Below are 20,964 nucleotides of genomic sequence, written 5' to 3' on the forward strand. Positions count from 1 at the left end.
AGCATTGGGACACACGATAATAACTCTTGTATCAATACTCGTATTCCCTGGATTCCTCTTTATAGTAGCTCTTGGCTTGTTTAGCGAGTGGTTTCTAAGGAAAATAGTTGCTAGAATGCAGAACCGTATGGGACCAACCTATGTCGGCCCCTTCGGTATCTTACAGCCTCTAGCTGATCTACTGAAACTGTTTACAGCCAAGGAGGAAATTAAACAGAAATACTCAGTGTTATGGCTTGGAAAAGGTTTTGCAGCACTAGGAGTCGGCGCGGTTGTAGCCACTATGTTGATGCTACCCTTATCACCATTAAGGTTTACAGCACCCTATGATTTCCTTATATACCTCTACTTATACTGCATAATAGTGCCTATAGCATTTATATTCCTTGGATTATCTGCTCCCAACCCATTCTCCGAAATAGGTGTATCAAGACTATTATCCATCATGATCATAGGCGAGCCAGCGTACTCCATAGCATTCTTTGTACCGGTTTTCCTTGCTTCAGAATTCTTTGCCAAATCCCCGTGGCCAGTGTTTTCAATACTATTGACAGCTCATAGTGCTTGGAAACTCTGGGGTATACCATTAGCTGCTCTAGCACTAATACTAGCTTTCATCGCGATAATTGTTGCCATACAAGCAAAAGCGTTTATCCCACCCTTCAACATCCCCGATGCCGAGCAAGAAATTATTGCTGGACCCGAGACAGAGCTTAGCGGACCAGCACTTGGTTTCGCTAGATTACTCCACGATGTCGAGCTTGCTGCTTCTATACTGTTTGTAGTCTACGTATTCCTGGGAGGACCTTATCCATATCCGCATACATCACTTCCAGGCATAGCATTGCTCGTAGCAAAGTATATTGCTGTATTATTCCTAGTATCACTGTTTAAAGCATTATTTGGCAGATTTAGAATTGAGCAAGGATTGAGAACACTCTTTAACTATGGGCTAGTATTAGCATTAATAGCTGCTATAATAGCAAGTATAACTGTTATCATATACTAAACCAGAAAATTACAATGTTCTTTTTTCATCACACTTCCACATAAATGAGGTTTTAGACTGAAACATAGCTTGTTCTGGGTTTAAATATCATTGATATTCTCCTGAATAGGCTCTGCTCATGGTTTCCATGTAATGTTCCAGCTAGTTCTTTGAATATGTTGCTAAGCCTAATAGTTATCCTTGAACTTATTTCTTCCGGCATAATACTTGCTGTGTTGCCGAGTGAGTATACCAGTATACCTCGTGATCTAGCTATTGCTATAGTTTTTTCTGATGCTTCGCCCGTTACTATCATGACGAGATTAGGTATTTTCGCGGCACTACCAATTACTTCTACTAGCCTTGTTATCTCGTGGGCTTCTATTCTTCCTCTTATTTTACTACAGTCAATCCATATTTCGAAGACTATTCCTCCAACATTCTTTAGTGCTCGTACATCTATTCTAACGAGTCTTCCATCACGTAGTTTGACAGGGACATCTGTATCTACGGTGAAACCGAGTTTTGCTAGATTCGTTGCTATACTATTCTTCACTTGCTCATGTAATGGATCGCTCTTCTCGTCTCTAACAGTTCCTTCTTCCTCGTTACCACCTTGTTTTCCATCAGAGATTTTTGACTTGTATTTACTCTTTATCGTTATCCTTGTGTTCCCGGTTATATGTATCAGTGCCTGTTTTCCATTACCTAGCAATACTTGTAGTCTCACTGTGTAGTCTCCTTGTTTTAGTGTTAATTGCTTGTTTGTTGGGACAACTTTGTTTGCAAGTATACTGGCTAGTAGTTTCGCTAGTTTTTCTTTGTCTACACTTGGTTTTATATCGAGGATTTCTACTAGGATCTCACGTGGTTTCTCTATAGATACAAGATGGGCTTCGCCTAGGTCTATGTCTTTTATGCCAAGCATTCCCGCTACAATAGGGCTTACAAGTATAGTGTTCGGCTTTATGGTCTCGGCTATTCTCGGGATTAGCAGGACGCTTTTGCCGTTACTGCTTTTCAATACTAGTTGTTTCCCGGGTTTATAGCCTAGGGCAAGTAGTAGCCGTCTCGATACTAGTGCTACTGGCTGGCGTAGGCTATTACTGGTCTCTATGATAACCTTCAATCCCATGTCCTCCTAGAACTACTTGTAGTCGAACTAGAGTGTTACTTTGCCTGAGGTTTTAAAACAGGGGTCTAATTGTCAGTCCCCGCTTCTCGTCATACCCTCTTCTAGACGAGAAGGGTCTGTCCTGCTAAGCTTCATCACTCTATTATCCTACTATTTTGTCCTAGGTAATATAAGGTATCGTCTTGCTATGGACTATGTTATTGGATGAGCTGGTATGCCTAGAGGACTTGATGTCGGTAAGGCTCCCAGGGATATCCTTTATCTCGACAACAAGAGTATTGTTGAGGAGTTTCTCATGGCTTTACTGGCTGCAGGAGCTAGCCCGGAGACTGTTAAGTCTTATAGAGCTGCTTTAATGGATTTCATCGAGTTTCTCGGCGACAAGCCTTTACGTGAAGTCACGTTGTCTGACGTCAATAAGTGGCGTCTTACACGGTTGGAGAAAGGGTTTAGGAGACCCAGGAGTAGTGATAGGAGAGCTTGGCTTACCACACTACACTACTACACGCTGTTTCTCCGCAGGTTCTTCGAGTGGCTTGGCTTGAATATCCGTGTGCCTGTTACTCGGAGGCCTGTCCGTAGAATTGATGCTCTCCGCGATGAAGAGGTTGAGAGACTGCTCAAAGCCTGTCGTGACGCTCTCGACGTAGTTATCATCAGGCTTCTTATTGACACTGGTATGCGTAGCCGCGAGCTCCTCGGGCTCCGTGTGGACGATATTGATTTTGATAACAATGAGATTATTGTTCGTGAAGCAAAGTATGGGAGGGAGAGACGTGTACTCGTCACCCGGGAGACTATGGAGGTTCTCCGGAGCTGGATTAAATTAAAGGGATTGAAGCCTGGTGATAGAGTTATTCCTTTGACTTATAGTGGGCTGTACAAGAGGATAAAGAGGCTTGCTAAACGCGCTGGTATCGATGTTTCTAAGCTGAGACCCCATGTGTTGAGGCATACTTTTGCTACACGTGCACTCCGCCGTGGCATGAGCTTGCCTGCTCTCCAGAGGCTTCTAGGCCACACTGATATAAAGACTACACAAGTCTATACCCATTTGACACTCGAGGATATTAGGAGGGAGTACGCGAAACTCGAGGAAAACCCTAGCCCAGGTGCTGACAGGGCTGTAGCTGGGGGTACTGGTGTCTCTTCTCCCGGGGTTTTGGAGCTCCGGTTTTGCCCGAGGTGTGGCCGGGAATGGGTTCAGGGAGCTAGGTTCTGTCCGTTCTGTGGTTTTGACTCAGCTTCTATATTCGGCGCGAGAGAAAGGAGTGAAGCAATTGTCTAGGGGTATATTTTCTCTCCTTCTATCCTTGTCTCGATAACTCTTGTTTTCAGCAGCTCATATGGCTCTAGTTCTAATGGGTTCTTGTCTACTACTATGTAGTCGCCAGTATAGCCTGGCTTGAGTTCCCCTACGTTATTCATGTATAGTGTTTCCGCCGAGCCTTTTGTGTGGAGGTGTATTGCTGTAGCAACATCTATTTTCTCGTCCCTTGTGTAATACGCTATGTCTAGTCCCTCGTTTTCTCCCCGAGTGACTGCTGCGTAGATGTTTCTCCAGGGGTCTGGTGGTTCTACTGGCGCGTCGCTACTGAACCCTATTGTTATCCCGTGGTCTAGGAGACTCTTTATCCTGTAGGCCCATCTTATTCTCTCCTTACCCAGCCTATCTAGTATCCATGTATCGCTTAGTATGAACCCGGGTTGTACTACTAGTTTCACACCTAGTTTCTTGAGCAAGGGTATCTGGTCTCCACGTATCAGGCTGGCGTGCTCTATCCTCTCCCCGTGTACTCCTAGTTTATCGTATACTCCTAGTATTGTGTCCAGTGCTTTGTCTCCGATAGCATGGACTGCTACATGGTATTTCCTGGATACAGCATGTTTGACTATTTCTTCTAGCTTGTTTTCATCATAGTTTATCTTCCCAGTGTTCCCGGGGTCGTCGCTATATGGTTTTGATAGATATGCTGTTCTTGCCCCGAGACTACCGTCTAGCAGTATCTTCACCCCGTCTACACTAAGTGTCCCGGGCGGCAAGTTCTTTTCAAGCCATGCCGTGAAGTCCTTGGGTGATAGGTAGTATCTTATCTTTATTGTTTGTGTTATGGTGAGAGGATGTATTGTCTTGGCGGAAACCCACCCGATCCTGGTGATCCCTTTTCCTGCTAGCTCTTTTTGTTTAGAAGCAATATTCCTTAGAGCATACTCTTCCAGCCCGAGGCTCCTCCATATCTCCCCTACTTTCTCCTCGTAGACAAACCCTTTCTCGTAGTCAATGTTTTCTCCCGGGACAATACCTGTTTTCTCCAGTGTTTTCGTGTTGACAACAGCCATGTGCCCACATATCCTAACCAGCATGACTGGTTTATCCGGCACTATTTCGTCTAGTTCTCTCCTGGTGGGCGGTTTTTTCTCCAGGAGCTTGTCCTGGTCCCAGCCACGCCCAACGATGAATGGCGTCGAGGGGTTTCTGGATACCTGCTCCCGTATTTTCTCCAGGATCTCTCTGACGCTCCTAGTGTTCCTCAAGTCGAGTATGAAGTCCTGGAGGCTGAGGCTATCTAGGTGCAGGTGAGCGTCTATAAACCCGGGCATCACTGTATACGAGCCATAGTCGACTAGCTCTCCACCGAGAACACTAACAGTCTTCTCGACGACCCCCGCATCACCAGCATAGACAACCCGCCCATAACACAAGAGCAGCCCAGACACTATCGTAACGGGCTTGAATGAAACATAGATTCTATCAGACACCACACCAAGAACACGCGACAACTCTGCTTCATCCCCGAGAAAACAATAACAACAAGCCGGAAAATAAAACATCAATTCAACATGTACTAGAACGAGAAGAGACTGTCTATCCCCTTGCTCGCGCCATGTACACCAGGGTGCTCCACACCAGGGTTTACACTCAAACCCAGGCACCCGCCCCTGGCGGGCCACGCTGCTACACAGCGTAGCCCGCCCCCGGGTGAGAAGCCTGCGGCCTCGGGCGATTGGGAGCGGCGGGCTGAACCCCTCGGGGGATAACCCCCTCGGGGCTCACACCCCCGCCCCATCAACCCCGTCTTCTACGGGAGCCCTCGTCCCACCGAGGAAACCCCCGGTGGGAACGGCCGCCTCTTTTCGGGGAGGGGTTCCCGCTTAGATGCTTTCAGCGGTTACCCCCTACGGCGTGGCTGCCCGGCGCTGCCCTGCCGGACAACCGGTACACTAGAGGCCGCGGCGCCCCGTTCCTCTCGTACTAAGGGCACCTTCCCCTCAGGCGGCCCACACCCCCCGTGGGTAGAGTCCGACCTGTCTCACGACGGTCTAAACCCAGCTCACGTTCCCCTTTAATGGGCGGGCAGCCCCACCCTTGGGGGCTGCTGCACCCCCAGGATGGGAAGAGCCGACATCGATGTAGCAAACCGCGGGGTCGATGGGAGCTCTCGCCCGCGACGACTCTGTTATCCCCGGGGTAACTTTTCTGTCATGCCCGGCCCCCACCAGAGGGGGCACGAGCGTTCGCTAGGCCGCGGTTTCCCGGCCGGACCCCTTGCGTTCGAGGGTCCGGTCAGGCCGGCTTTTGCCCTTGCACTCTACGGCGGAGCTCTGACCCGCCTGAGCCGACCTTTGGGCGCCCGTGTTACCTTTTCGCGGGCGTGCCGCCCCAGCCAAACCGCCCACCTGGCGCTGTCCCCCCGGGTCTCCCCGGGGGTAAGGCCCCCGGGCGGCGGTGGGTGGTGTTTCATTGGCGGCTCCACCCCACCCGGAGGTGAGGCTTCATTGCCTCCCACCTACGCTACGCACCGCCGCCCGAGAGCCAACGCCAGGCTGCGGTAAAGCTCCACGGGGTCTTATCGCCCTACGGGGGGTTGCCGGCCTGTGCACCGGCTCCGTGTATTCACGGGGCCCCGGGCCAGGACAGTGGGGACCTCGTTGATCCATTCATGCGCGCCGGAACTTACCCGGCAAGGCATTTGGCTACCTTAAGAGAGTCAGAGTTACTCCCGGCCTTCAGCGGCGCTTCGCCGGGTTGAACCCCGGTTTCACGGACCGCCAGTGGCCAGGATTCGGCCCCCGTACACACCCTTTCGGGCTAGCGGGGACCTATGTTTTTATTAAACAGTCAGGCCCCCCTAGGCACTGCGACCTGCGGTCCCAGGGGTTTACCCCAGGACCGCAGGCACCCCTTCTCCCGAAGTTACGGGGCCAATTTGCCGAGTTCCCTGGCCCGGGTTAGCCCCCAGACGCCTGGGGCTTCTCACCCAGGGGCACCTGTGTCGGTTCTCGGTACGGGCGCGGGGGATCGCTCCCGGTCCCCTTTTCAAGGGCCCCCGGGATCGGCGGAAGGGACCTAACGGTCCCCCATTCCCGCCTTCGGCCGGTTCTCGCCATTACGGCTCTCCCCGGCCTTCGGCTGGTTAGCCGGGGCGGCAGCCCCGGTCCGCCTACCCGGAGGCGTCGGAGACCGGGCTTGCGTTGCCGCACCTACCCCCGCGGCACGGGAATATTAACCCGTTTCCCTTTCCCGGGGTCCGTGTTACGGCCCCGGTTAGGACCGGCTAACCCTCGGCTGACGACCATTGCCGAGGAACCCTGGCCCTTTCCGGCGGCGGGGATTTCCACCCCGCTTCGCTGTTACTGCCGCCGGGATCCACGCTCGGAGCGGGTCCAGCGGACCTCACGGCCCGCCTTCTGCCCCGCCCCGACGCCCGCCTACCGGATCACCCCCGCACAGCGGGGGTGCCCCGGGGTCTCGGCGGCCGGCTTTAGCCCCGACCAATCTTCGGGGCCCCGCGGCTCGGCGGGTGAGCTGTTACGCACTCCTTAGAGGATGGCTGCTGTTAGGCCCACCTCCCCGCTGTCTGAGCCGCGGGACGCCCTTTCGCTTGGCACTTAGCCGGCACTTTGGGGCCTTAACCCCGGTCTGGGTTGTTCCCCTCTCGGCCCCCGGGCTTACCCCGGGGAGCCCCACTCCCGCCTTCTACGGCGGCCACGGGTTCGGAGTTGGATAGGGGGCCGGGGGCTTTCGCCCCCTGCACCCCCATTCCGTAGCTCTACCCCGTGGCCCGCCTCCGGCGAGGCTGGGCTGAGACCCACTTCGGCGGGAACCAGCTATCACCGGGCTAGATTGGTCTTTTGCCCCTAGACGGGGGTCAGGGGAACGAATTGCACGTCAGAACCCCTTCGGGCCTCCACCGGGCTTTCGCCCGGCTTCACCCTGCCCCCGCCTAGATCGCCCGGTTTCTGGTCTCACGGCCGTGACTCCGGGCCCTGTTCGGACCCCGCCCCTCGCCGGGCCCGCAGCCCGGCTGCGGGCTTGTCGGTTTCCCTGAGCCTTCGGGGTTAACCCCCTTAGGCTCGCCACGGCCGTGAACTCCCCGGCCCGTGTTTCAAGACGGACGGTGCGACCCCGGTCCACCTCCCTCGTACTCCCGGGTCGCCCCGGTTTCCTTCGGGAGGCTTCACTCCTTACGGGCCGCACCGTATGTAGCCGCCCGGTTTCAGGCTCTTTTCACCCCCCTCTCGGGGTGCTTTTCAGCTTTCCCTCACGGTACTTAGTTCGCTATCGGTCTCGGGACGTATTTAGCCTTGGAAGCCGGTGCCTCCCAGCTTCCCACGGCAAAATCAAGCCGTGGTACTCTGGTCCCCGGCGGGAGCCCCCACGGTTTCGCCTACGGGGCTGTCACCCTCTACGGCGGGGCATTCCAGCCCACTTCGGCTACCGTGGGTCGGCTCCCTGGGGCTCGAGGCCCCAGCCGGGGACCCAGCAACCCCACATCTCCCCACGGTTATCCCGTGGGGATTTGGTTTGGGCTCTCCCCCTTTCGGTCGCCCCTACTCAGGGGATCCCTGTTGGTTTCTTTTCCTCCCCCTACTAAGATGTTTCCGTTCGGGGGGTTCCCACTCGGTACTCCCCCTGGGAAACCCCAGGGGTTTCCCGAGCGCCACGGGCTCTTAGCCCGTGGCGGGAAGCCCCATTCGGGGATCCCGGGTTCAACGGCTGCCTGCGCCTACCCCGGGCTTATCGCAGCTTGCCACGCCCTTCCTCGGCGCCCGAGCCGAGCCATCCACCGGGCGGCGTCGGTGCCGCAGGCCCGGGTTGGGGCGGGGCCTGGGTTTGACCAGTGCCCCTGGTGTGGAGCATACCCTGGTGTACATGGCGCTCATCGCAAGCCCCGTTAGCGTGACGTGAATAGGGGCTTGCTAGCGCCCTTCACACGGGACACTACGGTCCCGTGTTGCATCGACGCAATACATTGATGACAAGGGCTGGCGTCCACGCCTCCTCCCAGCCACGGAGGGAGAGTGCATGGCCCACAAGGGCGTACCCCGCAACCACCCCGCCTTGCAGCCTTTACTGGCGGGAGGTGATCCAGCCGCAGGTTCCCCTACGGCTACCTTGTTACGACTTCTCCCCCCTCGGGAGGGAGGGGTTCGACCCAGCCCCCCGGGTTGCCCCGGGGGACCAGGCCTCACCCCTCCCTCCCTCGGGTGGAGCGACGGGCGGTGTGTGCAAGGAGCAGGGACGTATTCACCGCGCGATGATGACGCGCGGTTACTAGGGATTCCACGTTCACGAGGGCGAGTTGCAGCCCTCGATCCCAACTGCGGCGGGGTTTGAGGGATTGCCTCCCCCTTTCGGGGTCGGCACCCGCTGTCCCCGCCATTGTAGCCCGCGTGTAGCCCGGGGGATTCGGGGCATGCTGACCTGCCGTGGCCCCCTCCTTCCTCCGCCTTGAACGGCGGCAGTCCCCCTAGTGTGCCCCGGGGCCGGAGCCCCGGGTAGCAACTAGGGGCGGGGGTCTCGCTCGTTGCCGGACTTAACCGGACACCTCACGGCACGAGCTGGCGACGGCCATGCACCTCCTCTCAGCGCGTCGGGCAAGGCCTTCAACCTGGCCGTCATCCTGCTGTCGCCCCCGGTAAGGTTCCCGGCGTTGACTCCAATTAAACCGCAGGCTCCACCCCTTGTGGTGCTCCCCCGCCAATTCCTTTAAGTTTCAGCCTTGCGGCCGTACTCCCCAGGCGGCGGGCTTAACGGCTTCCCTGCGGCACTGGGCGGGCTCTAAGCCCGCCCAACACCTAGCCCGCATCGTTTACAGCCGGGACTACCCGGGTATCTAATCCGGTTTGCTCCCCCGGCTTTCGCCCCTCACCGTCGGGCGCGTTCCAGCCGAGCGCCTTCGCCACTGGTGGTCCTCCCGGGATTATAGGATTTCGCCCCTACCCCGGGAGTACCCTCGGCCTCTCCCGCCCCCTAGCCTGGCCGTATCCCCTCCAATCCCCGGGTTAAGCCCGGGGCTTTAGGAGGGGACGCGCCAGGCCGGCTACGGGCGCTTTAGGCCCAATAATCGTCCCGACCACTCGCGGGGCTGGTATTACCGCGGCGGCTGACACCAGACTTGCCCCCCGCTTATTCCCCCGCCTTCTTACAGCGGGGAAAAGCCCCCGTATAGGGGGCACTCGGGGTGACCCCGTCACGGTTTCCCGCATTGCGGAGGTTTCGCGCCTGGTGCACCCCGTAGGGCCTGGGCCCTTGTCTCAGTGCCCATCTGGGGGCTCCCGCTCTCACGGCCCCTACCCGTTATCGGCTTGGCGGGCCGTTACCCCGCCAACTACCTGATGGGCCGCAGCCCCATCCTCGGGCGGCGTAGCGGCGATAACCCCCGCTACGCCCTTTCGGCGAGGGACCCTTCCAGGCCTCCTCGCCTATCGGGGATTAGCCCCAGTTTCCCGGGGTTATCCCCGTCCCGAGGGTAGGTTAGCCACGTGTTACTCAGCCGTCCGCCACGCCCCGCAGCGGCGGGGCGTACGACTCCCATGGCTTAGCCCCACCCCGATAGCGGTCGGGTCCGGCAGGATCAACCGGAGTGACGGCCGCAAGGGGTGGGGTGGTTGCGGGGCACTCTACCCTGGGCCAGCACTCTCCCTCCCTAGAAGAGGGAGGGAGGGGCGTGGACGCCAGCCCTTGTCAGACCCAAGCGTCCCAGGGGTAAGCGCCCCCATTCACCGGGGGCATAGGTCCCCTGGGGGGCTTGGGTCTCCATCTGATTTCCTGCGTGAGCGTGATTCTGCAATACTAGGATTGAGTAGGAGGGGTATATATTTTTCTTGGTCTTATCCCCGCGGCAGGAGACCAGCTACTCATCCATAAGCCCGGGCTTAGCCCGGTGTCGTAGCCTTGCCGCCGCCGGGGCCGCGGGGCTCGTTAGTATAGTGTGTTTTCTAGGTCTCTTAAATCTTCCCACGTAATATTCTCCGGGTATAGTGGCTTAATGGATAAGAGTATATTTTATAGTATTGATGCAGTGTTACTAGGGCGTCATACCTCCAAGCTATATACTATATTATTGTGCCGAGTATCGGTGGCAGGAATAGGAAGCAGAGGAATATTATTATGAAGAATATCAGGTGGTATCTGAATGCAACAATCGATGTACCCTTTACCACTCTAGCTATCATTAAGCCTCCGAGGATTGCGAGTATTAGTGATGAGAGATAGTAAATCACCATTATGTGTTCTATAGGCATCGTGATAGCGAAGAGCTGGGCTGCGCCAGCCGCTCCCCCCGTCTCCTGGCTTATACTCGTTATTATCGACATTAGCTTAGTCATTATAATTGATGTAACAGCATAGGCTAATACAGCCACGAATATAACAGCGTTCGTACCCGATAGCCTAGACATTCTTGTTTCATCGAAACGCCTTATATTCGATGCCAGTGATGCAGCAGCCCTAATGACGTCCGACGGTCTACCACCCCTAACAGCGATGTGGAGGATGCCCAGGAGTGTCCTCAAGTCACGTGGTAGGTCACCGAAAACCTTGTTGAAAGCCTCGATAGGCCCAAGTGTATGCACCTTAATCAACATGGCATAGCTTCTGATCCTAGGGCCTAGAGGCGGGCCTATTGTCTCGGATATGTTCAGTAGTGAATCAGGTAGAGAAACCCCCGTACGAGCATAAGCTGCTGCTAGCTGCAACACCTCGAAAACTTGGCGTCTAAGCTCATCCATCTCCTTGAATACTCTCCCAGACACGATAGCCCATGGCACAAGGAATCCTATGAGCCCCACTGTGAAGAACATGTATAACCCGAGTACGCCCGGTATAGGGAATACGCCAAGCAAGTAAAGGACATTATTCCCGATCTCGCTTGGAGAATAGGGTCTAACAGAGATTATTATATCCGTGAAGTTCACACCTCCAATACTCGGTAGAACAAAGACTTTGTTCGCTAGGAGGACGACTAGGAAATACCATCCAGCCATAGCTACTATTCCTGCCGCTACACTGGCACCGAAGGTAAGTAGTAGCCTCGTCTTATTCATCATGGCTATCACAACCTCATTCTAGAAGCAATAGAGTCCGCCATGATCAACGTCACTATAGAGAATAACGGTAAGAGAACAAAAGTAGTCAACATAACGATCTGCATGTACTGCCCAAACTCCCCAGACATAGCATAGAGTAGAGCCATAGCGCCAATAATGATCGGCGTGGTCATTGCCACAGTAACATAGGAGTCGAGAGTAATATTGAGAGAATTAACCTCCTTATCAAGCCTGATATTGAATCTCTCGAGATAACCCGCTACAGCAGTATTAACGATATCAAGTGTGGCTGAACCGACACGACTAGCCGCTGCGAGAGACTGGAATAGCTCGCGTAGAGAAGGACTAGGCGTGATCCTAGCGACATCATCCAGTACCTTATCCACAGGCTCCCCGATCCTAAGCCTATAGTTTATCAGCCTCAACTCTACATCAAAATAAACAAGTTCCTCCTTATGCGTAGTAGCTAGTTCCCTGAAAGCCTCAGATATAGTCATACCACCAGCTAGAAGTGATGTAAGATAGAGCGCTAGTATCATAAACTTCGTTTCTATCTTACTACCCCTATTCTTGTACACAAGAAGAGGTATACCTATGGCAAGTGCCAGGGACAAGGGTGTAACAATAAACCCCGTTATGTATATGGCAATTAGGAGGGAAAGCCATAGAGGAACTATTCTCGAGAACAGGAATAGTGTGAACAGAAACGAGTACGCTATAAGACCAAGAACAGTCCAAGACGTGAATATTATATAGCGATCGGGACTACGTGAAATCCCGGAACCAAGAATAGCTCTCTCCAACACCTCATATCTACGCAGAAACCTGGCGACAGGATTAGCTTCCACGAGAAGATAACTCATTACATAGCACCCTTCCTCCCAGCTACCCTGTCTCCCTAATCTTTATCTTATAAACTCCTGCCTCCTTAACGGCCTGCTTGAAAACCTCATCGGGGTTACGACTATACCTACGCACAATCGTATGGAACATGACGAGGTCGAAATCCCTCTTCACCGCCCAGTTAATCACCGTGGCACGCCGTATAAGGTCCTCGAAAACCTCCTCGTACTTGAGCCCAGTGATTTCACAAACAGCTTTCAGCATCGCGCTCTCCTTAGAAGTCATATACCAGTCGTCTTCATAGCGATCCCACTTGATAATAGGCTTCAGGATCACTTTATCTTTATCAGGATCATAACCAACACCCTCATCGATCCTAATGACTTTCCTCACAAACCCTTTGGGGGTTGAAAGTCTAGCTATAAACACGAAGGCTTTAACGGCAGCAATAACAGACTTAGGGACATTCATAGGTGGAGCGGCGAGACGATTAATGAGAGTCTCGGTATCCTCCGCGTGAACAGTAGTTAACCCGCCATGACCAGTGGATACTGCTTGGAAGAAACTATAGGCTTCTCTGGACCTTATCTCGCCGAGAATAATCACGTCGGGGCGCTGACGAAGAGCAGCTTCTACCTGTGCTTGCAATGTAACACTCTGCACATTCGGGTCACTACTAAGCCTAGTCACCATCGCCATCCAGTTATCATGAAACGGCAACATGATCTCAGGGGTATCCTCTGCAGTTACTATTTTGTATTCAGGAGGCAGGAGTAATGCCAACGCGTTTAGTAGTGTTGTTTTGCCTGATCCCGTTGGCCCATAAACTACTACTCCCTGCTTGTACTCTATCGCTATCCACAAGTAGGCTGCTACAAGTGGGTTTATGGTTTTCTTCTTGATTAACTCTATTATTGTAAACGGTTCGGCACGGAACTTTCTTATAGTAAACGAGTGCCCTCTACGAGACACCACGTCAAGCACAAGGTTAACACGATAGCCCTCAGGCTTGATCACACCCTCTATTACCGGGCGAGCAATACTTATCTCCTGTCCACACCTCAGGGCAAGCTTGGAGACAACACGCTCCAGCTCATGTGGTTTATTGAAAATGACATTTGTCTCAAGCCACTCATAGTCACGATGGAACACGTAGACAGGCTCCTTGATACCATTACAGGATATGTCCTCGACAAACTTATCCCTAATCAAAGGATCTATCTTACCATAGCCAACGAAATCACGTGCAATATAGTAAGCAATACCCTCAATATCCTCGTCGCTAAGACCACTAAACTTCTCGATAAAATACTTCTTCAAGAAATCACAAACCCGGGCCTTAGCCTCCCCGAGAACCCAGTTCACACGATCAAGAAACTCGTATAGCCTAGGAGAACTAGCCCCAGTGAAGCCAAATTTGAGCCTGAAAACCCTGCCTATACTCGAGAAAAACTCAGAGATACCCTGAGACAAGGAACGCTCGCAAAAACCCCGATGGACACAAGACCAAAAACGATTCCACTTAAGAGCAAACCGTGCCGAGTAACTCTCCCTGACAAGACTATTCACTATTTCAGAAGCAATCCCTAAACCAAGTTCGAAATCAAGAACACTAGAGATCTTCTCAAGCAAACTAACATCACGGACAATCCTCCGAGTAATATCGTCAAGAACCCTTTTACCACGATCACTTAAACGAGGCTCCTCAACAACATACCTGCGCCTACCATCAAAACCCTCAATAATACGGACAACAACAGGAGGCTTAGCCAACACACTATACCGGGCAAGCTCACGAACACCAATACTTTTAGCAGCTAGTACTTCATTCAATATACATACCCACCATTGTTCATAAATTACAGATCTCCTACATTATTATTATAACTACACCAAGTATATAATTATGGATTTCTAATCTTTTAAAATTCAATACACATAATTACTTCTATATCAAGAATTAGATACAAAGAGTTTATTATTATACCGATTTAATAAATTATACTAATATTATTTGAATATTACATTCATTGTAGTATAAATGTATGGTTGTATTTAGTTAATCAGTATATATGGAAGAAAAGAATCTTTATGAAAAAATATTAATGGACATTAAATAATATTCTTAGTGTTATCTTGCAGTAACTATTGTTGATACAGAGTCGCTATATGTGGCAGAGGTTGAGGAACCTGTAGCTTGTACTAATACACTAATCTCTACAGAGTCACCTGAGTTTATCGTAATAGTGTTTCCATTTGCGTCTTGTGGCGTTCCTGTAAGGAGTATTGTTACAGTTTTACCTGGCTCAATTGTTACTGTACTACTGGGAATTGCGGTTAAACCGCTAGCTACTGTCACTCCATTTATTGTTACAGTTATACCATTACTAGGGTCTACTTGAACCGGTTCATCAGCTAGGTTTTGAACAGCTATTGCAACTGATACTACAGGTGAACTCCCACCAATAACTGTTGCCTGCTTTATGGTTACCGATATTGCATTAAATGTTGTTGCTTTTCCAGCTTGTGATGCAAAGTATCCGCTAAACCACACGTATAGCATTACTGATGCTACTGCCGCTATGATTACTAATAGGAGTACTGAGATTACTGGTGATAGGGCTTTTATTTTCTTTATGGTCTTGTTCATATCCGGCCCACCTGCCCCGTATATGTATCCCTGTTACTATATTGTATATTATGTATTTATAAGCACTCTGTAGTCTTCCTACTCAAGTATTACTTGTAGTAATAGTATACATAGGTATTATTCTAGTAGTACCCAAATCGATTAAACATATTTTTGAATAATTGATGCTACGAGAGAAAATGCTTTAGCATAAACTATTGGGGAAAAGAAAATTTGAAAATATTATTCTACTTTATTCTCATCCTTCTTCTAAAAATACATAGGGTTCTTGGTCTGCGTACTTTCTTACTCGTATCCAGTCGAAGCATACGTTGGGGTAGTATCCGTACAAGCCTATTTTTCCGTATGGGAGCCTGGTGTCTGTCGCTGTGAGTTCTACTATGGTGCCTTCTCCTTCTTTGACTAGTATGGCTTCTATATTGTATCCACGTACCTTGATTATTGTTCTGTACCATGTGTATGCTTCTATGTCCTCAGGGCTTCCTATTGATGATAGTGTCTGGTAGTCTCTTCTATCAGTGTCTGTATCGCCGTCGTAGCCTATGGCGAGCTCGTAGAGATTGCCTGCATCAATTGAGTATGTTATCATGTTGTCCTGTGTTCTAACAAGTATTATTGGCCCGTAGTTTCCTTCTCTCCTCCACCTGACTTCTATGACTCCGTTGACTACTATGAAGGAGTCGTGCTGTATCTCATTGTGTCCATTGTATGTTGTCTTGAGGACGCCGTCGCTGATAGTCCATGACCCGGATATTGTGGTCCAGTTGACTAGGCTTGTGAAGTCGTCGTAGAAGTCGAAAACGTCTCTTGGACTCCATTGGGCCGGTGAATCGGCGGGAACGAGGTATATTGTTGTGGAGCCTCTGGCAGGGATGTAGGGTACTTTAACCCAGATTGCTTTTGACGGTGGGTCACTACCGCACTCTCCGTTACTATACTCGTAGACGAATGGGATCTCGTGCTTGAACTCGGTGTCATTGTAGACCCTTAGATACTTGTCTTCAAGGAATGTGCCGGCCAGGTTTATCTTGACTTGATAGTCGTAGAGATCGTAGTCATTAGGATTCGATATAGTTGCCTTCAATACTGATGGCCTACCCGCTTCAGGGTTATTCTCTATAGAAACTATCTCAAAACTATAGCTTGGTAAATAGAGGAACAAGAAGTCGTTTGCAGCAAGTCTCTCTATGAACGCAGGATCTGAAGCGTTTATCACACCACTAAATGTCTCGTTGCCCGCACGACATAGTATACAGATCCATTTACTACTATCACCACTACCAATACCTATACATGGATTAATCGCTATCTCACTACGTAAAGGAACACTAGTAACCTCGCCCACAGCAACACTGTATCCCGCTGACAACCTGCACGGCGGTATGTATCCTACAACACTCCTTATCCACTCCGATAACCTATCAGGATTAATATCACCTACACCAAGCATTACTAGAACAGGTTTTGTTATACCATGGAACCCCATCCATGAATCGTCATATCTCCTGTCCATATACCATTTGTCCTGTTCATCCGCTACACCAGCTATACCTATGTACCATATTCTTGGATCGCCTCTTGTACCATAATTGTCATCGTTTGTCATGTAGAAAGTTATAGTCCTACCATCAAGCAATGTAGCACTAAACGAAAATGGTCCATCAGTACCACCATCACTACCAAGATCACCATACCACCTTGCAGAGAAAACCTGTGCATTCCTCCAAGCATACTCATCTGGAAGCAACTCCCATGCTAGTATTGGTCCTGTTGGCATGAACGTTATAGCATACCATGTGGCTGAACCGCTAGAAGCACTATATACTCGAGGCTCAACCCAACGATACAAGATAGAGTCACTTGAGCCATAAGAAGTACTCCCATGAACATTATCCATATCAGGCTGCATAATATACCAGTACTCGGCTGGAGATGTTGTATCGTCAAAACTATATCTTGGATACCCCCATCCGTCGAATGCATCTCTACCGGCATCAACCCAGCGGTCTGAGTATAAGTCTGTTATTTGTGGCGCCCACACATTATCATACCATTCACGGAGAATATGATACGGATAAAAGTAGTCAACATCATTAACATCAAGCCACTTATAACCAAGAACAAGACCAACATCAACAACAGGATCGTATTTAGGCCTGCTTATTCCTTTTCCGAACAACATGTATATAGTTCTATTAGTGTTGGGTTCAATGTTATCGAGTCTAACATAAATCCATACATCGCTGTAATCCGGTGTTGCATTCCCAACTATGTAGAAAGGTATAGGATCGAGGTGCTCATTAACGAACATTATGTTGGATAGGTTTGTGTCTATAAGCCCGTCTCTAATGAATTTTGTTAAGTTCAAATGTATTAAGAAGGGGTAGTAGGGCAGCGAAGTCTTAATATCACCAACACTAATAGTTATTGGAAGCATTTTTTCTCCAAAGCCTAGGAATGGTGGTAGTGTGGAGTTGTATTGGAATAAGATGTCGCCTGTCCTGTACAGTACTACTTTGCTCATTAGTGTTATGTTTGCATAGCCGCTCGTGACCCCGATGTCATATGTTGGTTCCGGGTACACTATTTTCCTGACATAGATATAATCGAAAACACCGACTAGCTGAGCTGTTTCCCCGTGAGATGAAGTAACACCGACGTATACTCTATTACCTAGACTTAAATTCAATGTTGTGCTTTCGAGTATTACCCCATTGGTCCTATTGCTTATCCAGAAACCATGGATGACACCATTATAGTAACTGATCTCAATTCTTTGCCACATAGTTAACTCGCTTGGCGAAGCAGGTGTCCAGGGACTATCACTACTCCACGAATCATCGAGTATTATTAGCCCAGAGTACATGCTAATACTTGATAGCGATGCCGTGATTCCAGGTGTTTCAATATAATCCTCTGGAAAAATCGTGATACCAGCCATGGCTTTCAAGTCATATTCTACCGTAACAGTATAACCAGCAGATAACCTACATGGTGGTATGTAGCTTGTGGTGTTTGTAATCCATTCTGCCAGCTTATCGGGGTTAATGTCGCCGACAACTAAATACATTGTTACCGGTTTTGTTATGCCGTGGAACCCCATCCACGAATCGTCAACTCTTCTATCCATGTACCACCTGTCTTGTTCTTCTTGCACACCAGCTATGCCTATGTACCATATTCTTGGATCGCCGCTCGTACCATAATTATCATCGTTTGTCATGTAGAAAGTTATAGTCCTACCATCAAGCAATGTAGCACTAAACGAGTAAGGACCATCAGTACCACCATCACTACCAAGATCGCCGTAGAATTTTATGCTGAACTGATACCTGTTAACCCAAGCATACTCGTCTGGTATAATAATCCATCCAAGTACGGGTCCTGTTGGCATGAACGTTATAGCATACCATGTAGCTGAACCACTAGAAGCACTATACACTTGGGGTTCAACCCACCGATATAAATTCTCGTCAGCGGAACCAGCATACCTATTTCCATGAATGCTATTCATATCAGGTTGCATGATGTACCAGTATGTACCTATTCCTCCCCAACCGCTACGCTGTCTATCGCCAAAGTAATAACTCGGGTATCCCCATCCGTCGAATGCATCTCTACCAGCGTCGCTCCAATATCCTGGGTACAGGTCTGTTATTTGTGGCGCCCACACATTATCATACCATTCACGGAGAATATGATACGGATAAAAGTAGTCAACATCATTAACATCAAGCCACTTATAACCAAGAACAAGACCAACATCAACAACAGGATCATAGCTTGGTGAAGTAATTCCTGGGCCGAATAACATGTATATTGTCCTGTTAGTATTTGGCTCTACATTATCGAGTCTGACGTAAACCCATACGTCACTATAGTTTATCTGTTCATCTTTAACTATATAGAATGGTAGAGTATTGTTGTTTTCATCAACGAATAGTATGTTGGATAAATCAGGTTTTATGAAGTCTCCTCCTATGAGTCCTGTTAAATTCAGGTGTAATAGGAAGGGGTAGTAGGGCAGCGAAGTCTTAATATCACCAACACTAATAGTTATCTTTAGGCAATACCTCGTTGCCGAGACTTTTAACGCTCCTCCTACAGCTAAACCACTGTCATCAAGACTCCATAGTCTATTTAATATGAGTGATGCCTTATTGGTTTCGTTTACATCTATTGTATCTAGGTGTAGTAACCCATTTACTACTTCATGGCTTCCTTGACTATAGTTCACTATCCAGTTTATTAGGTCATTGAAATCAGTATAGTAGAGAAACACTTTTTCGGGGCCATATAGAGCAGGATCGATGGATGCATTTGGGTTTCCGAAGAACATGTAGATACTTATTGTTGTATTGGCGGGGATCTCGGGTATTTTAACCCAAAGTATGGCGAATTTCGCTTTTTTGTCAAAGTATTCTATCCAGTAGTTCAGTAAATGTCTTCCTTTAGGATCTAATGAAAACCTTATGTCCGATCCATCGTCTTTTAGTCCGTCCCATTCATGGAAATTCGTGTTACTAAGTATTATTCTTACAGTATAGTTTGTCAGTGTATATGATTCTTGATTTGATATGAGTATTGTTGTCCTATATTTCCATCCAACAAGATCCCAAAGACCTACTGTACCGTTCCATGTTATTTCATCATATGGTATCTCATGGCTTGTCCCGGTGTCTCTATAAATAATCATGTCTATTGTTTCAACACCCCAAAGAGAAGCTATTACTTCATTGTTCTTTAATGACTCAAGACCCGGGGTTCCAGCTGAGTACACTTCTATACTGTATTTACTGGTTATGTTTACATAATATAGTGTACCATCAAAATATGGGATTTTATGGGATAACGTTGTGTTGGTATCTGGTTCCACAATACTACCCGATACCATTAGTTCCTTCAACGTATTAGCAGGCATTACTAAGAGAACGTAGGAATTCCCGTTCCAACCGGTTCCCCGGGGGACCCCGTAGTCCAAGTTGACGTGTACGCCCTCGATACTGCCATTGATAGGTAAAGCCACACCAATGGGATAGGGTTCAGGAGGCTTAAAGTCTGGAGGGATCTCTTTATCGAAATATATGTAGTATGTATGTGGTATGTTTGCCGATAAGTTTACTGGAAAGACAAGCCAGTAGACATTCCCCGAAACCCAGGTTTTGTTTACTGGTACGCGTTCGTTAGTTAGTGCATCAACTACTACGATACTTCGTGGATCAACAGTATAGGCGAAGTTTATTGGTGGAGCCGAGAAGTTTATTCTTAGCGCAAATGGCCAGTTTAGCCTCGTAAACGGCGACGTAATATCTATTTTTATTCTAAATCTGAGGGGTTCTGTCCAAACTATAGTAGGCTGTATTGTAGGTGTTGGCTGTACTATTGTTACTTGGGGTTGTTTACTTACGGTTGTTACAATACCACGTACTAGTGTGACAAATCTTGTTGTTAAAGGTTTCCTGTTATTAGTATCAATAGTTATCACAAGCGTATATCCCGTGCCAAGCCAAAATGGGAAAGAAAAACCAGCACCACCAGTCCATTCCCTAACAAGTGTTCCACGATAATACAGAGCAACCCTAATTACTCTCCCAGCTAAAGATATACCTACATTACCGGTTATCAAATCATAACTCTTATCATCATATACAACCAGCGCGCCAAGAAGTCTTATTGGTTCAGAATACGTGTTCGTGAGATTAATATCAAGAGTATATGTGTCATTATGAAATAACCAAGTTACATAAACGGATCTACTTATCTCAGCCTGCTTAATAAGCATATTAATTCTCTCTTCTTGAACCTTAGTGTAAGCTTCAAGCATAGTCATACCTATGGTGACAATAATTAATGACATAGATATAATCGTTAGAAACAATATTGCACCAACAACAGTCGATATACCTTTCCTTTTCTTTTTCATTCCTCGCCTCAAATAACATTCCCCTTGGTATATATTATTATTTAAAGTAGATATTAAGGTTAAATTGTATACATGGTATATTGTTAGGACTT

The 20,964-nt window shown here is 49.2% G+C and carries 9 protein-coding genes and 2 rRNA genes; 2 read left to right on the top strand and 9 right to left on the bottom strand.

Annotated elements, in window-relative coordinates:
- Positions 1–4: 4 nt before the first annotated feature.
- Entirely contained in the window at positions 5–1,009 is a 1,005-nt protein-coding gene (locus J4526_01295; GenBank protein ID WFO76276.1) for an NADH-quinone oxidoreductase subunit H, read from the top strand.
- A 52-nt stretch (positions 1,010–1,061) separates the two neighbouring features.
- Here J4526_01295 and J4526_01300 read toward each other — a convergent pair whose 3' ends face one another.
- Complete coding sequence (locus tag J4526_01300; GenBank protein WFO75556.1) at positions 1,062–2,117, bottom strand: hypothetical protein; 1,056 nt, start codon at positions 2,115–2,117, stop codon at positions 1,062–1,064.
- A gap of 220 nt (positions 2,118–2,337) precedes the next feature.
- Between J4526_01300 and J4526_01305 the strand changes: the two genes are divergently transcribed.
- Positions 2,338–3,411, top strand: coding sequence for a tyrosine-type recombinase/integrase (locus tag J4526_01305; protein WFO75557.1), 1,074 nt, complete (start codon positions 2,338–2,340; stop codon positions 3,409–3,411).
- Here the strand turns inward: J4526_01305 and J4526_01310 are convergent.
- From J4526_01310 to J4526_01345, 8 genes are all read right to left on the bottom strand, one after another.
- A complete protein-coding gene (locus tag J4526_01310; GenBank protein ID WFO75558.1) occupies positions 3,408–5,057 on the bottom strand; it encodes an amidohydrolase in 1,650 nt (549 codons plus the stop codon). The genes J4526_01305 and J4526_01310 overlap by 4 nt on opposite strands.
- Before the next feature lie 51 nt (positions 5,058–5,108).
- Positions 5,109–8,217: ribosomal RNA gene (locus J4526_01315) — 23S ribosomal RNA — on the bottom strand.
- A 266-nt stretch (positions 8,218–8,483) separates the two neighbouring features.
- Positions 8,484–9,993, bottom strand: a 16S ribosomal RNA gene (locus J4526_01320).
- Together the 16S and 23S rRNA genes form the textbook arrangement of a ribosomal RNA operon.
- A gap of 470 nt (positions 9,994–10,463) precedes the next feature.
- On the bottom strand, positions 10,464–11,456 hold the full coding sequence (locus tag J4526_01325) for a hypothetical protein (GenBank protein ID WFO75559.1): 993 nt from the start codon (positions 11,454–11,456) through the stop codon (positions 10,464–10,466).
- Between the two features lie 5 nt (positions 11,457–11,461).
- Positions 11,462–12,319: a type II secretion system F family protein gene (locus tag J4526_01330; protein ID WFO75560.1), complete on the bottom strand. Its 858-nt coding sequence runs from the start codon at positions 12,317–12,319 to the stop codon at positions 11,462–11,464.
- A 22-nt stretch (positions 12,320–12,341) separates the two neighbouring features.
- The gene (locus J4526_01335) at positions 12,342–13,961 is read right to left on the bottom strand and encodes a type II/IV secretion system ATPase subunit (protein WFO76277.1); all 1,620 of its coding nucleotides are present in this window, start codon (positions 13,959–13,961) and stop codon (positions 12,342–12,344) included.
- A 469-nt stretch (positions 13,962–14,430) separates the two neighbouring features.
- Positions 14,431–14,949, bottom strand: coding sequence for a hypothetical protein (locus J4526_01340; GenBank protein ID WFO75561.1), 519 nt, complete (start codon positions 14,947–14,949; stop codon positions 14,431–14,433).
- A gap of 238 nt (positions 14,950–15,187) precedes the next feature.
- Entirely contained in the window at positions 15,188–20,884 is a 5,697-nt protein-coding gene (locus tag J4526_01345; GenBank protein WFO75562.1) for a DUF2341 domain-containing protein, read from the bottom strand.
- Between the last annotated feature and the right edge of the window lie 80 nt (positions 20,885–20,964).

It is taken from the genome of Desulfurococcaceae archaeon MEX13E-LK6-19, assembly GCA_029637525.1.
Lineage (GTDB): Archaea > Thermoproteota > Thermoprotei_A > Sulfolobales > Desulfurococcaceae > MEX13ELK6-19.